The 14,550-nt window shown below is 46.3% G+C and carries 15 protein-coding genes and 1 pseudogene; 11 read left to right on the top strand and 5 right to left on the bottom strand.

Annotation, left to right across the window (positions count from 1 at the left end; all coding sequences use genetic code 11):
* Positions 1 to 21: 21 nt before the first annotated feature.
* Entirely contained in the window at positions 22 to 333 is a 312-nt protein-coding gene (locus tag AXI59_RS01445) for a YbjQ family protein (protein ID WP_061521742.1), read from the top strand.
* 41 nt (positions 334 to 374) lie between these two features.
* Here the strand turns inward: AXI59_RS01445 and AXI59_RS01440 are convergent, their stop codons facing one another.
* Positions 375 to 644 carry an excalibur calcium-binding domain-containing protein gene (locus AXI59_RS01440; protein WP_061527181.1) on the bottom strand — a complete coding sequence of 90 codons (270 nt, stop codon included), beginning with the start codon at positions 642 to 644 and terminating at the stop codon, positions 375 to 377.
* 196 nt (positions 645 to 840) lie between these two features.
* Here AXI59_RS01440 and AXI59_RS01435 point away from each other — a divergent pair, with 196 nt between their 5' ends.
* Both AXI59_RS01435 and AXI59_RS01430 read left to right on the top strand, forming a co-directional pair.
* Positions 841 to 1,551 carry a YrpD family protein gene (locus AXI59_RS01435; RefSeq protein ID WP_061527209.1) on the top strand — a complete coding sequence of 237 codons (711 nt, stop codon included), beginning with the start codon at positions 841 to 843 and terminating at the stop codon, positions 1,549 to 1,551.
* Between the two features lie 234 nt (positions 1,552 to 1,785).
* Positions 1,786 to 2,997, top strand: a complete 1,212-nt coding sequence (locus AXI59_RS01430) for a GNAT family N-acetyltransferase (RefSeq protein WP_061527180.1) — start codon at positions 1,786 to 1,788, stop codon at positions 2,995 to 2,997.
* 30 nt (positions 2,998 to 3,027) lie between these two features.
* On the opposite strand, the gene pdxR is transcribed toward AXI59_RS01430, so the two are convergent.
* Positions 3,028 to 4,443 (bottom strand): MocR-like pyridoxine biosynthesis transcription factor PdxR, encoded by a 1,416-nt coding sequence (gene pdxR / locus AXI59_RS01425; RefSeq protein WP_061527179.1) that lies wholly within the window; start codon positions 4,441 to 4,443, stop codon positions 3,028 to 3,030.
* A gap of 103 nt (positions 4,444 to 4,546) precedes the next feature.
* Between pdxR and AXI59_RS01420 the strand changes: the two genes are divergently transcribed.
* Entirely contained in the window at positions 4,547 to 5,098 is a 552-nt protein-coding gene (locus AXI59_RS01420; protein ID WP_061527178.1) for a pyridoxamine 5'-phosphate oxidase family protein, read from the top strand.
* Positions 5,099 to 5,129: 31 nt separating this feature from the next.
* On the opposite strand, the gene AXI59_RS01415 is transcribed toward AXI59_RS01420, so the two are convergent.
* Together AXI59_RS01415 and AXI59_RS01410 are read right to left on the bottom strand one after the other, a co-directional pair.
* Complete coding sequence (locus AXI59_RS01415) at positions 5,130 to 6,047, bottom strand: DNA-3-methyladenine glycosylase family protein (RefSeq protein WP_061527177.1); 918 nt, start codon at positions 6,045 to 6,047, stop codon at positions 5,130 to 5,132.
* Between the two features lie 173 nt (positions 6,048 to 6,220).
* The gene (locus AXI59_RS01410) at positions 6,221 to 6,799 is read right to left on the bottom strand and encodes a competence protein ComK (protein WP_061521480.1); all 579 of its coding nucleotides are present in this window, start codon (positions 6,797 to 6,799) and stop codon (positions 6,221 to 6,223) included.
* A gap of 306 nt (positions 6,800 to 7,105) precedes the next feature.
* On the opposite strand from AXI59_RS01410, the gene AXI59_RS01405 reads away from it, so the two are divergent.
* On the top strand, positions 7,106 to 7,339 hold the full coding sequence (locus AXI59_RS01405) for an IDEAL domain-containing protein (RefSeq protein WP_061527176.1): 234 nt from the start codon (positions 7,106 to 7,108) through the stop codon (positions 7,337 to 7,339).
* A 29-nt stretch (positions 7,340 to 7,368) separates the two neighbouring features.
* Here the strand turns inward: AXI59_RS01405 and AXI59_RS01400 are convergent, their stop codons facing one another.
* Complete coding sequence (locus tag AXI59_RS01400; protein WP_061527175.1) at positions 7,369 to 8,226, bottom strand: SDR family oxidoreductase; 858 nt, start codon at positions 8,224 to 8,226, stop codon at positions 7,369 to 7,371.
* Positions 8,227 to 8,350: 124 nt separating this feature from the next.
* On the opposite strand from AXI59_RS01400, the gene AXI59_RS01395 reads away from it, so the two are divergent.
* From AXI59_RS01395 to AXI59_RS01375, 6 genes and pseudogenes are all read left to right on the top strand, one after another.
* Positions 8,351 to 9,874 carry an FAD-dependent oxidoreductase gene (locus tag AXI59_RS01395; RefSeq protein ID WP_061527174.1) on the top strand — a complete coding sequence of 508 codons (1,524 nt, stop codon included), beginning with the start codon at positions 8,351 to 8,353 and terminating at the stop codon, positions 9,872 to 9,874.
* A gap of 235 nt (positions 9,875 to 10,109) precedes the next feature.
* A pseudogene (locus AXI59_RS20775) lies at positions 10,110 to 10,487 on the top strand (protoglobin domain-containing protein); the annotation flags it as partial.
* 288 nt (positions 10,488 to 10,775) lie between these two features.
* Complete coding sequence (locus tag AXI59_RS20770; RefSeq protein ID WP_412030954.1) at positions 10,776 to 11,291, top strand: methyl-accepting chemotaxis protein; 516 nt, start codon at positions 10,776 to 10,778, stop codon at positions 11,289 to 11,291.
* Between the two features lie 129 nt (positions 11,292 to 11,420).
* Positions 11,421 to 11,978, top strand: a complete 558-nt coding sequence (locus AXI59_RS01385) for a biotin transporter BioY (protein WP_061521475.1) — start codon at positions 11,421 to 11,423, stop codon at positions 11,976 to 11,978.
* Positions 11,979 to 11,980: 2 nt separating this feature from the next.
* Positions 11,981 to 13,423 carry an acyl-CoA synthetase gene (locus tag AXI59_RS01380; RefSeq protein WP_061527173.1) on the top strand — a complete coding sequence of 481 codons (1,443 nt, stop codon included), beginning with the start codon at positions 11,981 to 11,983 and terminating at the stop codon, positions 13,421 to 13,423.
* Positions 13,411 to 14,502, top strand: a complete 1,092-nt coding sequence (locus AXI59_RS01375) for an acetyl-CoA C-acyltransferase (RefSeq protein WP_061527172.1) — start codon at positions 13,411 to 13,413, stop codon at positions 14,500 to 14,502. The genes AXI59_RS01380 and AXI59_RS01375 overlap by 13 nt, the downstream gene beginning before the upstream one ends.
* Positions 14,503 to 14,550 lie beyond the last annotated feature (48 nt).

Here is a 14,550-nt window from a genome sequence, read left to right as displayed (position 1 = left end):
TACATGAAAGGGGAACCCTGTATGATCATGACAACAACTGATACCATTGCCGCAAAACAGATCACAGAAGTAAAAGGATTGGTGACAAGCAGCATCGTCCAGTCCCGCCACATCGGAAAAGACCTGCTCGCAGGCTTAAAATCAGTCGTCGGCGGCGAATTGAAAAGCTATACGGAGATGCTGGAGGATTCAAAAAAGGCCGTAAAAGAGCGGTTAATCAGAGAGGCTGAACTGCTGGGAGCCAATGCCATCGTCGGTCTGCGGTTTGAACTGACCGCCGGACAAAACACATCTGAATTAATCGGATACGGAACAGCAGTGACCGTCGAGTAATCTCAAAAAAATAAGGCCCCTTATAAAGGGCCTTGTTTTTTTTATTTCTCACATGCGATATAATCTTTATCCCGATCAAGCTTTCGATTGGCATCGTAAAGCGCTTTTGACACGTACGGCTTGTACTTTGTTTTTCCGCCCTTGTTTTTCACTTTAGATGTACGGGCCACTCCGCCTTTGTACACCTTATTCAGCGCTTTGCAGTTTTGATACGTTTTAACCTTTGTTTTTGCCTCTGCTTTTTGCCCCGCTCCGTAAGAACAGCTGAACACCAGACCTAAAGACAAAAGCACGGCTGCCGTCTTTTTCATCTCTGTCATCCCCCGTTATGTAAATGTCGTATTACTGAACATATCATAATTCAAATAATAACCATTTACAAGATAAATAGGTAAAAAGATTCAAATAGGCTTTCCCCGGCACCTTCTATATGGAATTTCTTCCAGAATATTTTTATAATGTATGATGATAGCGCTATCTAACTATGATTTCAGGAGGAGAAAAATGATGATCAAAAAAGGGCTGCTTGCGGGCGCGCTCACTGTAACCGTTCTTTTTGGCACATGTTCGGCGGATATACCGGGGCTTATCAGCCCAAAAACGGCGGAAGCGGCGGCTCAGCTCAGTAAAGGAATCGGCGGAAGGGCCTACCTGAACAGCACCGGGTCCATTCTCGTCACGAAAATTCAGCTGCCAAGCTCCATTCAGGTGTCAAATGGAACAGCCTATATTTATTCCGGCTTTACCGGAGGCACAGAAGCCGATATCGGGCTTCAATACAGTGAGAAGTATAACGTATGGAAACCGATTATGAAAGTCGGTTCTAAAGGTCAGAGCGAGGTCCGGTACCTTGAAGGAGAAAGCCAATTCACTTATACGAAAGGCTTCCGTCCCGGCAGCACCGTGCAGCTGACAATTTACAAAAACCTTAACGGTAATACCCGCGCAACATACTGGGGCACGAACAATGACGGATACAGCGGCCGCATCATCTCAGAAATCAGCCAAACAAACGTCGGCGCCATCTCAAAATGGAAAACGCTCGCAACCGTTGCCGTGACATCGGAAGATCAGCGCCCTGCTATCAAATCAAACTTCTCGACATCATTTACAAACATCACCATCGACAACAAAGCGGTCACACCCGTCATCGATACGCAAGACTTTGCCAAAGTGACAGTCTCCGGCAACAGCGTCAATATGTCTGTCGTCAAATAAACATTTTAAACGCACGGCTCATATGGCCGTGCGTTTCACTGAATCATTGGAATTGCGGAAGATTTTCATGTACACTTTATGTAAATCGTTTTCATGTTCTGATGCCGCATTGTTGAAGATTGCATGAAACGATGAAAATATTGTTAAAATATGATCATGCACCTCCAAAAATGATTGACGTTCAGTCATTTTATGGTGCAGCCCTGATTATCTATTGATGTAGGAGCGAACAGAATGAGCAGAGAAAAAAGGCTTGAATTGAAGAAAGTTGAAACGAAACATTTACAACAGTTTAACCAGCTGTTGCGGTATGTTTTCCAAGTAACGAACAGTAATTTGCATGAAGTGGGCTGGAAGGAACCAGAGATTGTGTCTGCGAAACTTCCTGTATTGGAACAAGCACACGTATTAGGATGGTTTGATAAAGATAAACTGGTTTCACAAGTTGCGGTATACCCTTTCCAAGTGCGAATTTTTAATAAAACGTATGAAATGGGCGGCGTGACGGGAGTCGGGACTTATCCCGAATACGCCAATATGGGATTAATGGCCAAACTGTTATATAAAGCTTTAGTCGATATGCGGGAGCGGGGACAATCCGTTTCCTACCTCTTCCCTTACTCAATTCCTTACTACAGACGAAAAGGCTGGGAAATCATAAGCGATAAAATGACCTTTGAAGTGAAAGATTTTCAGCTTCCGAAAATGAGAACGGTTTTGGGTGAAGTTGAGCGCGTAGATCCGGATCATGAGGTGATCAAGGAAGTCTACAGCCGCTTCGCGCACCAAAACCATGCCGCCATGATCAGGAATGATTTAGCATGGGATGAATATTGGCGCTGGGATTTAGATGACCTCACAGCAGCGGTTTATTATGACCAATCCAGACAAGCGAACGGGTATGTGCTTTATTGGATTGCGGATGAAATTTTTCATATTAAAGAAATGGTTTATGTGAATGAAGAGGCGCGAAGAGGTTTGTGGAACTTTATATCTGCCCATTTCTCTATGGTCACAAAAGTCGTGGGTAATAATTATTCTAATGAACCGATTGCCTTTCTGTTAGAAGATGCCGAGATTAAGGAAACGATTTCTCCTTACTTTATGGCCCGTATTGTTGATATTGAACAGTTTATGAATCAGTATCCTTTCAAACCGCAAAAAGAGAAACGGTCATGGACGTTTACATTAGACGATCCGCTGCTTGAATGGAATCAAGGTGTCTTTACCGTCGAAATCTCCCCTGAAGGGAAAGGGGTTTTAAAGCGAGGCGGAGATCCTGAAACAGCGAAAGCGGATATACAAACGATGACAGCCTTATTATTTGCTTATCGGAAACCTGAATATCTTCACCGGATAGGCCGGCTGGAATGCAGCCTTGGCACATTGGAATTAATCGAAGACCTGTTAGAAACACAAACCCCTTATTTCTCAGATTACTTTTAATCAAAAACAACCCTCCTCAGGGTTGTTTTTTTACTGCCCGCTCGCAAACCACGCTCCCCGAAGCAGAGAAATTCCTTCCTCAATTTTCTCCTCTGAAAGTCCGCCGAAGCCGAGGATAACCAATGATGATTCAGCCTCCTCACGATTGATCCAATATGAAGATGTATCATACACCCTGACACCGGCTGCTTGTGCTTTATCCACCAGTTCTGCCGCAGACCTGTCCTTCACGTTTACCAACAAATGCAGCCCCGCTTTTTGTCCGATGATTTCAATGTGCCCGCCCATCTGTTTGTGTAATGCCTGAATCAAGGTTTGGTGCTTTTTCTGATATATTTTTCTCATTTTACGGACATGGCTTTTAAAATATCCTTCTTTCATAAATAGATATAATGCCTTTTGAATCATTGGTGAAGCCGATTGGCTGTAATGGATGAATTTCCGGCCGTACACTTCAAGCAGCCTTTGGGGCAGGACGATGCAGCTTAACCGTGCGGTCGGCAAAAATGATTTAGAAAATGTCCCCAAGTAAATGACATTGTCTTTTGCGTCCAAAGCCTTTAATGAAGGAATCGGCTGGCCCTGATATCGGAATTCACTGTCATAGTCATCTTCGATAATGTAACTGTCATGCAGGTCTGCCCATTCCAATAAGGATAGGCGCTTTTGAATCGGCAGCACCATGCCATACGGAAATTGATGAGAGGGCGTAATATAGACCGCTTTTGCCTTCATCTGTTGAAGCTGCAGGGTATCGATACCATCCTGTTCCAGGCGAATCGGCTTCACGTTCCAGCCATGATTGATAAAAACAGACCTGGCTCCCGCATACCCCGGGTTCTCCATGGCGATGGTGCGATCTTTAAAAGAAAGCAATTGAATCATGAGACTGAGGGCGTTTTGAGTGCCGGAACAGATGATGATTTGCTCCGGGGAACACTGAAGCCCCCTCGCCTGAAACAAATGGCCTGATAATTCAGTTCGGAGGCCGATATCTCCTTTTCCCTGATTGGACAGCAATAACTGTTCCGGGTCATCCGTCAGCGCTTTGTTTAAACACCGTTTCCACGTCTGCAGCGGAAATGACTCCGCATCAATGTCACCGTACCGGAAGTCACAGATGATATTGTCTTTCTCATTTTCAGCCGGTTTTGGCATTTGCTCAGGTTTTCGGAAAGAGGGCAAAGCAACAGGCTGCTCTAAGGGGAGGACAACCAGCCCGCTTCTCGGCTTGCTTTCCGCATACCCTTCCGCTGCTAATTGCTGATACGCGTTTTCAACTGTATTTTTACTGATATGCAGGTGCTCAGATAAATACCGGATGGAAGGGAGAAGCGCTCCTTCCGGAATATCGCCGTCTTCTATTTTTTGCTTGATGTACTGATACAATTGCACGTAAATCGGAATTCTGTTTGTCTTCACTAATAAAGGAGTAAATTCTAACATAGGACCTCCATCTGACCCCATCCATTTTATCAAATTTGTCTCTTTTAGAACGGACAGTGTTTCTATACAATCATTATAACCTATAGATGAGGAGAGAGATTACATGAAACCATATGTACGGGCATCCTACAAAAAATGTACAGATCAGACGCGCATTGATGATTTTTTAACGAAGACCCAGATCGGGTATCTCGGATTGGCAGATCAGGATACACCTTATGTTATCCCTTTAAATTTTATATGGAAGGATGGGTGCTTTTTTTTCCATGGAGCGTCTGAAGGCAGAAAAATCGGCATCATTCAAACCAACCCGAAAGCCTGCTTTACTGTAAGCGAACATTACGGGACTTTGGTCAGCCCCATTCCGGCAAAAACAGACACTGCTTATATGAGCGTCGTCGCCGGGGGAACTGTTGAGATGGTCACGGACGCAGACGAAGCAACCGCCGTGATGCAGGCGATGCTTGATAAATATGTACCGAACTATTATCAGACTCCCCTTTCAAAAACACACGTAGAAAAATACCGTTCTTCCTTAGGCAGCAAAACCGCCGTATGGAAAATCAAACCTCACGATATAACCGCAAAAGAAAATGCACTTGATGAGCAAAAGAAATTCTATCCGGGACGTACGGTTCATGGGGAAAACAGTTGAAAACCCTTTCTTTGAAGGGTTTTTCAATCACTCAATAAAGCACCCGCCACAAATAAAACGTGGCATAGGACTCCCAATTCCTCCAAGGCGCAGCGTATTTCGTTATTTCTTCTTTTGTCGGTTTTCTGTCCATGCCTGCCAATGTTTTTATGGAATTGATTAATCCGACATCATCAATCGGAAAGGCATTCGGAAAACGGAGGCAGCGCATTAATACATAGTTAGCCGTCCATGGGCCAATGCCGCGAATCTTTATCAAACTTTTTTCCGCGCGTTTGAAATCTTTCATGTTCATTAATAGATCTTTAGACAATTCCCCGTCAGCCATTAACCGGGCGATGCCGATGATATATTCACTTTTCTTTACCGTCATTTTCATATCCGCAAAGTCTTCCGTTGTGAGTTTGGCGATCTTATCGAATGTCGGAAACATCCAGTATGTCTTTGAATCCCGCTCCATCGCTTCACCAAATTTTTCAACAAATCTTCTTTTTAAAGTGTAAGCGTATGTTAAATTTATCTGCTGGCCGATGACGCCCCAGCACAAAGCCTCAAACAAATCAGGAATCCCCACATGACGCAGCCCATAAAAATCCTCAATCGGTTTCTTCAGCAGCGGATCGTTTTTTGCCATTTCGTAAAAAGGGGTAAGATCGTTGTCGAGATCAAACCACTCTTTCATATAGGCCTTAATGAGATCCCGGTGCCGCTCTTCTTCAGGCCTCGTTCCCTTCAGAAAATGAACGGCTAATTGATTCTGATCATTTGCGCTGATCTGCACTAACGACCGAATGTCTCCCACGGCAATGACCCGTGTGATTGTGTCTCCTTCAATGTGAAACATACACTCATTTTTTTCACGCATTAAATAGCCAAGATTTGCTTTGAAATCAAATGCTGACGGAAGATTGATCAGCATGATATTTTCATTTAATTGATTTTCATCCATACCGGACCCTCCTCGTAAAGCCGTCACTTCGTTTTAACACATAAGCTGGGAGGGACGCTTTTGATATGTTGCTGTTTTATTCTTACTTTCTATCAAGCGTCTGATAGAACAAAAACCGTTGAAAAAGCCCTCCCCAAAAGGAAAGGGCCTGTCCCTCCGCATCACATCTCTCTTTAATACCTCTCCCCCAGCTCCCGCAAAATAAAATCATAGATCATCCGCGTCCGCTCTTCCTTCGGGTACAGCATGAATTCCTGCCGTTTCGGGATGTGGCTGCCCATTCTGTCTTGGAAGGTGGTTCTGAGATAGGCGGTTCTGTAAACCTGGTTTTCGAAAGAATGAAAAGACACTTCAAGCTCCATTGTTTTGCCGTTTGAGAAAGTGACCGACGTGTCGTCGAATTCCGTGGGTTTGAAATCTTTGACGTGCACGTGAGAGATCCAGCCGCATTGGGGCCTTGTTGAAGAAAGGGTAGGGAATAAAAAGATGTGATTCGAAGGGTCCACCATGATCGGCGGTTTGTGAGAAATTTTAATCGCTTCGTACGTTCCCGCTTTTCTTCCCGCATAGCTGGAGCCGAAATAGCGGCAGCTTCTGTCAATGATGTGAATCGGCTTCATGCTGACATAAAGAACGCAGTCTTTTTCAATGATTTTTGAGCCCATTCTTCCGTCTATTTCCTCCGGCAAGACGGCGATTGTTGAGCGGTTTACTTCATAGCTTTCTAAGGGTGCGTGTGTTTTCTGGCACATGATGTGCAGCCTCCAATCCTTTTTTTCAAAATTTATACTAATAATCTATCATCTGTAATCGGAAAACGACAGGCTTTTTTTGAAAATAGCCCAAAATCATCTTTTAATGATATATTTTAGTCATAAAATACTACTTAAATATCATTTTTTCGTCAGTTTCACATAAATTATACTCTGCGTTTTTTCGGCATTTTGCAGGATATGTCGATATATTTCCAAGTATTAGTTGTCTAAAAATTATAAAAATTAATTGATTTTTCCGGTTGTTATCCATATACTATAAAAAAGGCATTGGGGGGATTCTTTATGAAAGAGAAAAAATCGTACACTGAGCTCATGAAGTCCCGCAACACGCAAAAAACAAATGAATTCGATGTGACAATGGCCGATATTTACATTCAAATGGTGCTTGATGAATCCTTGTTTAAGCGTCGGCTCACCATGCTGACAAACCAAATCAATAAAGCCCTTGACAATAAAGATAAAGAAGCGTTCCTTACGCTTTCTAAAGAATATGCAGCACTCAAACAGAGTGAATAAGCCAATCCATATGGATTGGCTTTTTTATATTATCCATTCACAATGGTGCCGCCGTTCACGTGAATCGTCTGTCCCGTGACGTATGTGGAATCATCGCTTGCTAAGTATAGATAACTCGGTGCTACTTCAACCGGCTGGCCCGGGCGTTCCATCGGTACGTCTGAGCCGAACACCTCCACTTCCTTTGCGGAAAAGCTCGCCGGAATAAGCGGCGTCCAAATAGGACCCGGAGCAACCGCGTTGACCCGGATGCCCTGTTTGACCAATGATTGGGAAAGAGACCTTGTAAAGGTAACGATGGCTCCTTTTGTTGCCGAATAGTCGATTAATGTTTTATGGCCCTTATAGGCGGTAATGGAAGCCGTATTAATGATCGAACTTCCTTTTTTTAAATGCGGCAGCCCGGCCTTTGTTAAGTAAAACATCGAAAAAATATTCGTTTGGAACGTTCTGATGAGCTGGTGGCTTGTGATTTTCTCAATTCCCGGCTGCACGTGCTGCTCCCCCGCGTTGTTGACTAAGATGTCAATGGAAGGAAAGGCTTGGCTGGCCTGACGAATGACATCATTGCAGAAGGCCTCCTCTCCGACATCACCTGCTATGAGCAGGCACTTAGCCCCTTCTTTTTCAACATATTGCTTCGTCTCTTCCGCATCCTGATACTCATCAAAGTATACGATCACGACATTTGCGCCTTCTCTCGCAAATAAGACGGAAACGGCGCGTCCGATCCCGCTGTCGCCGCCCGTAATAATCGCTGTTTTTCCTTCAAGTTTTTTCGCCGCTTTCGGCTTATCAAAAACGGGGCGTGGATCCATTACATATTCAAATCCGGGCTGCCGATTTTGATGCTGCGGCGGTAAAGTTTTCTTTTTTTGATTCGCCAATCTGATCACTCCTTTACATTAATTACTATATTATGAGTAATTTGAACATCTTATACGGTTGTTTCATGTATGAATAGACGCATAATGGAAAAATTAAGAATATACAACAGAGGAGGTATCCGACTTGACTACTTTTTCAAACGAGGAACCGGCTTCTTATTGGCGGAATTCGGCTGACATTCCTTCCTTCCCGGCCTTAACTGAAGATACAGAGTGTGACGTGGCGGTCATCGGCGGAGGAATTACGGGTCTTACGACGGCATACGAGCTGACCAAAAGAGGTTTCCGTGTCGCTGTCATTGAAGCAGATCAGATTTTAAACGGGACGACGGCGGGCACCACCGCCAAAATCACCGCCCAGCATGATTTCATTTACGCAGATCTCATTCAGCAGCTCGGCCTTACCAGCGCCAGATTATATTTTGAAGCACATCTTCACGCAATGGATTATATGAAACAGCTCATAAAGGACAACTCCATTGCATGCGAACTGACCGCACAAGACGCCTACCTTTATACAAATACGGAATCAGGCGTCAAAAACATCCGCAGCGAGCAGGAGGCGTACACAAAGCTCGGAATTGAACATGAGCTGGTCAAAGAGCTTCCCGTCCCCGTTGATTGCAAACTTGGCCTTGCCATGAAGAATCAGGCGCACTTTCACCCGCTTTTATATGCCTCGTCTCTCGTTCAGGAGATGGTCAAAAGAGGCGCGCGGATTTATGAACAGACGGCCGCGATAGATATAAAAAAAGAACCGCAGCCGGAAGTCGTTACGAAAAACAGACACGGCGTCAAGTGCAAATATATTGTCTGCTCTTCCCACTTCCCCTTTTATGACGGAGGCGGGCTGTATGCTGCAAGAATGTATGCCAGCAGGTCATATGTCCTGGCGGTGAAACCGAAACATCCGTACCCGGAAGGCATGTTTCTCAGCATTGACAAGCCGGCCAGATCACTGCGCTATACGACGATGAAGGGTGAAAAACTGGTGCTTGTCGGCGGTGAAAGCCATAAAACCGGCCAGGGAAAACCGCCGTCCGAACACTATGAAGCACTGAAGCAATTTGCGGAAGACACAATCGGAATTGAGAGCATTCCGTATCATTGGTCTGCCCAAGATCTTGTCACTATCGACAAAATTCCGTTTATCGGCCCGATTTCAGGTAATGAAGAACATATTTTAGCCGCCACCGGGTTTAAAAAATGGGGCATGACAAGCTCCGCGCTTGCGGCAAGCCTTTTGGCTGACCGTATTGAAAACAAAAAAAATCCGTTTTCTTCTTTGTTCACGCCGTCCCGCTTCCATCCTGATCCGGGGCTGAAGAAACTGTTTTCTTATAATGCCGACGTGGCCAAACACCTCATAGCAGGCAAGCTCGAAAAGCCTGACGATTCACCGGATGAACTTGCACCCGGACAAGGAAAAATCGTGACGGTAAACGGCAAACGGGCCGGAGCCTACAAAGATGAACAAGGCTGCCTGCACCTTGTCGACACGACGTGCACTCATTTAGGCTGTGAAGTTGAATGGAATGACGGCGAACGTACATGGGACTGCCCCTGCCACGGCTCCCGATTCACACCTGACGGCAAAGTTGCCGAAGGCCCCGCTGTAAAGCCTTTGAAAAAGATCAGCCCAGATTGACAAAACCATTCTGAACGAATGGTTTTATTTTTTTCCGCAAATATTTTTAAAAGATTCCTTCATTCAAGTTCCTTCCATACCGATAAAAAGAAAAAGAGAATATCTGGGGGACCTTACATTGTTATTTAAAAAAGACAGAAAAAAAGAAACAGCTTATTTTTCAGAAGCTGGTGAGAAAGCAAAAAACCGCATCCAGCTTTCAAATCAATATGCAGACGTAAAAAAACAGCTGAAAATGGTCAGGCTCGGTGACGAGGAACTGCATGTGCTTGAAGAGCTTCAGCCGTTAATTAAGGAGCATATCTCAAATATCGTCGATTCGTTCTATCAAAGTTTGGACCATGAGAAATCGTTAATGACAATTATTAACGACAACAGCTCAGTCGACAGGCTGAAACAAACATTAAGACGCCACATCCACGAGATGTTCGCCGGAAGCATTAATGATGAATTTATAGAAAAAAGACAGCGCATCGCTTCCATCCATTTGCGCATCGGCCTCGAGCCTAAATGGTATATGGGGGCGTTTCAGGATTTGCTTTTGTCTATGATGAACATTTATGAAGCGTCGATTCCTGATTTGCATGAACTGCTAAAAGCCATAAAAGCGACGACGAAAATACTGAATCTTGAACAGCAGCTTGTCCTTGAAGCCTTTCAGGCCGAATATAACCGCTTGCGGGACGAACAAGAGGAAAAGAAAGCGCGCCTCCATCAAAAAATTCAGGAAACGTCAGGCTCGCTGGCTGACTTGTTTTCAGAAACGAGCCGCGCCGTTCAGGAGCTGGTCGATAAATCCGAGGGCATTTCCGAGGCGTCCAAAGCTGGCACCGTCACTTCCGTCCATGTAGAGGAAAAATCGATCGGCGGTAAAAAAGAGCTTGAAAACCAGCAAAAGCAAATGAATAAAATCGACTCAAGCCTCGCGCAGATTGAAGAAGAAATGGATAAGCTGAACGAAATCGCCCAGCAAATCGAAAAAATCTTCGGCATCGTTACAGGCATCGCTGAACAAACCAATCTTCTGTCTTTAAATGCTTCGATCGAATCCGCCAGAGCGGGTGAGCACGGCAAAGGGTTCGCCGTTGTCGCGACCGAGGTGCGGAAGCTGTCGGAGGAAACGAAAAAAACCGTGTCCACCGTATCTGAGCTTGTGAACAATACCAATACACAAATTAATATCGTATCAAAACATATTACAAATGTGAACGGACTTGTGAGCGAAACGAAAGAAAAGATGACGCAAATCAATCATCTCTTTGATGATATTGTCCAAAGCATGAAAACAAGCAAAGATCAGACGGGCAAAATAGACGTTGATCTTCAGGCGTTTCTCGGCGGCCTTCAAGAAGTCAGCCGCGCCGTATCCCACGTCGCAGCGTCCGTTGATTCACTTGTCATCCTTACAGAAGAATAGAAATAGACAGACCAGCCTTTTTTATCAAGGCTGGTCTTTTTAATGTTAACTAATAATAAAATAAAGTTGACATATAAATAGACTCGCTTTATTGTATAAACATATTTTATAAAGCTGGAGGAAAGAATGATGAAATTAACAGAAATGATGCATATCGCTGTGTTTACAGCCATTATGGGAGTATTGGGATTGATCCCGCCCCTTTTCCTATCCTTTACGCCCGTTCCGATCACACTCCAGACGGTCGGCGTGCTCTTATCCGGAAGCATATTAAAACCGAAAGCCGCTTTTTTAAGCCAATTGCTGTTTCTGCTGCTCGTAGCCTTCGGAGCACCTCTGCTCTCCGGCGGAAGAGGCGGATTCGGTGTATTTTTCGGCCCGAGTGCAGGGTATCTCTTGTCATATCCGCTGGCTGCGCTGCTGCTCAGCATTAGTATTCAAAGCCTTCGCGCTGTTTCCGTCCCCCGCTTGTTTATCAGGCAGTTTTTGTTCGGCGTGCTGCTTTTGTATGTAATCGGCGTCCCCGTTCAGGCGGCAATGATGCACATTGATATATGGACTGCCGCCAAGCTCAGCCTTGTGTACGTGCCCGGAGATTTGCTGAAAGCCGCCGCGGCCTCGTTTGCAGCCGTCAGAATCAGAAAAACGCTGCAAGTATCGCAGCTGCTTTACACGAAAGGAAGCTGAATATGCTTATTACATCCGCCTATTCAGCGATCGCCGGGTGCACGCCGGAACACATCGCGATCCAGACAGAAACAGAACAGCTCACATATCAAAAGTGGAACAGACTTGTGAATCAAACGGCGAACTGGCTGCACAGCCTGGAAAATAAACCGGAAAACATAGCGATTTTATTGCCGAACGGGATCCCGTTTTTACAACTGTTTGCCGGAGCTGCGCATGCCGGCTGCACGGCAATTCCGTTAGATCCCCGCTGGACAGCGGCCGAGTGCGAGGATCATCTGTTCATAAGCCGAGCCGATCTGGTCATTACAGACTCATCGTTATACGGAAGGCTCGCCGGCATCATGACACCTGTTGTGCTGTGGGAAGAGTGTAAGTCTTTTATTGATGCCGAGACTGCTTCATCGATGCATCCCGTCAGCGGAGAACGGGCCTTTTACACGGGCTTTACCTCCGGGTCTGCAGGGAAGCCGAAAGCCTTCACCCGCTCTCACCGTTCATGGCTGGAGAGCTTTTCTTGCACGAAACGTGATTTTCGTATTTCTCCGCAAGATAACGTGCTGATACCGGGTACGCTGCGTTCGTCACACTTTTTGTACGGTGCTGTCAGTACGCTGTTTCTCGGCGGAACCGTGATGCTCCAAAAGAAATTCAATCCGGCCGAGATAAAAAACAGGCTGGCACAAGCTGACGTTCTCTATACTGTGCCAACGATGACCGATGCCTTGATGTCGATAGAGGCGTTTCCCGACAAAGCGCTCAAACTGATTTCTTCGGGCGCGGACTGGCCGGCTCCGGCTAAACAAGCCCTGACAGCCCGCTATCCCCGCCTTTTGTTATATGATTTCTACGGAACGTCAGAGCTGAGTTTTGTGGCGCTGCTTTCACCAGAAGACAGCGTCCGAAAGCCAGACGCGGCGGGCCGTCCGTTTCAAAATGTCCGGATCGAAATCCGCCGGCCGGATGGAGAGCGCTGCCGCCCGGGTGAAACCGGTAAGATTTTCGTGAACAGCCCCATGCGGTTTTCAGGGTACATAAACGGCCTTAAGCCTGATGTTTCCGGGTGGATGACGGTTGATGATATGGGATATGTCGACGAGGAAGGCTTTCTTTATGTGGCGGGAAGAGAAAACGGTATGATCGTATACGGCGGGCTGAATGTATTTCCGGAAGAAATTGAACGGGTGCTGAATGCCTGCCCCGGGGTGAGGAAGGCAGCTGTCGTCGGCGTTCCCGATGATTATTGGGGCAAAATCGCCGTGGCGGTGATCGACGGAAACGCCGGAGTAAAGGAACTGAAAAAGCAATGCAGAGAAAAGCTGTCCGCATATAAAGTTCCTAAAAGATGGCTGTATACAGAGAACATACCGGAAACCGCGGGCGGTAAAATCGCCCGTGCCGCCATCACACAATGGGCAAAGGATATGATGGAATGGAAGCTGTAATTACAGATGCGAAACGAACGATTTTCGCACAGAAAAACGGACTGCTGAAAGACTGCCTTCCTGAAGATTTAGCGGCGCCGCTGATCCGCCATCTCAGCCAAGCGGCGCCCGGGCACATTGATGAAGTCATTTTCGGAAACGCGACGGGACGCGGAGGAAATCTCGCCCGCCTGTCAGCCTTAAAAGCCGGACTCCCTTTAAACGTTTCCGGCACGACCGTTGACAGACAATGCGGTTCAGGGCTCGAAGCGGTGAGAATCGCCTGCCATTTTGTGAAAGCGGGCGCAGGAAGCATGTATATCGCAGGAGGAGCGGAAAGCAGCAGCCGCTCCCCCTTTTCTTCACGTGCTCGTTTTTCTCCTGAGCATATCGGCGACCCCGATATGGGGATAGCCGCCGAATACACGGCCGAGGCCTATTCAGTGACGAGAGAGATGCAGGACGAGTATGCCCTCCTCAGTTATAAACGAAGCGTAAAAGCAAAGGAAGACGGCTTGTACCATGAGGAGATCCTGCCCTATAACGGATTCGCCGTTGACGAAAATATGATAAAAAAACGGAACATGGAGGCTCTCATTTCCCGCGCCAAACCCGTGTTTCTGTCCGGCGGCACCGTAACCGCCGCTAACAGCTGCGGGATTTCTGACGGCGCCGCGGCACTTTGCGTTATGGAAGAACAAAAGGCGCGGGCACTCGGATTAAAGCCGAGATTGCGCTTTGCCGGGAGCGCCGTGAGCGGCGTCCATCCGAATTTCCCTTCAGCGGCTCCAGTTTACGCGATAAAAAAGCTGCTGAACGAGCACAGCCTGTCACCGGATGATATTGATATGTACGAAATAAACGAGGCGTTTGCAGTGAAAATATGCGTTTCTTCACAGGAGCTCAAGGTGCCTTATTCCAAAATAAACGTCCGGGGCGGCGCTCTGTCAATCGGACATCCGTACGGAGCTTCAGGGGCGGCGCTTGTCACAAGGCTTTTTTATGAAGCGGAAAGACGGCCGGACGACCGCTATGCCGCAGCAGCGATCGGCAGCGGAGGCGGCATCGGTTTGGCGCTTCTCTTTGAAGTGCTTGCATAACGGCAGTATAATAGACTATATCTATTAAAAACAAAGATCGGAAAGGAG

The sequence above is a fragment of the Bacillus nakamurai genome, from assembly GCF_001584325.1.
GTDB lineage: Bacteria > Bacillota > Bacilli > Bacillales > Bacillaceae > Bacillus > Bacillus nakamurai.
Note: the sequence above shows the minus strand (reverse complement) of the source record. Positions and strands in the feature narration are given on the sequence as shown.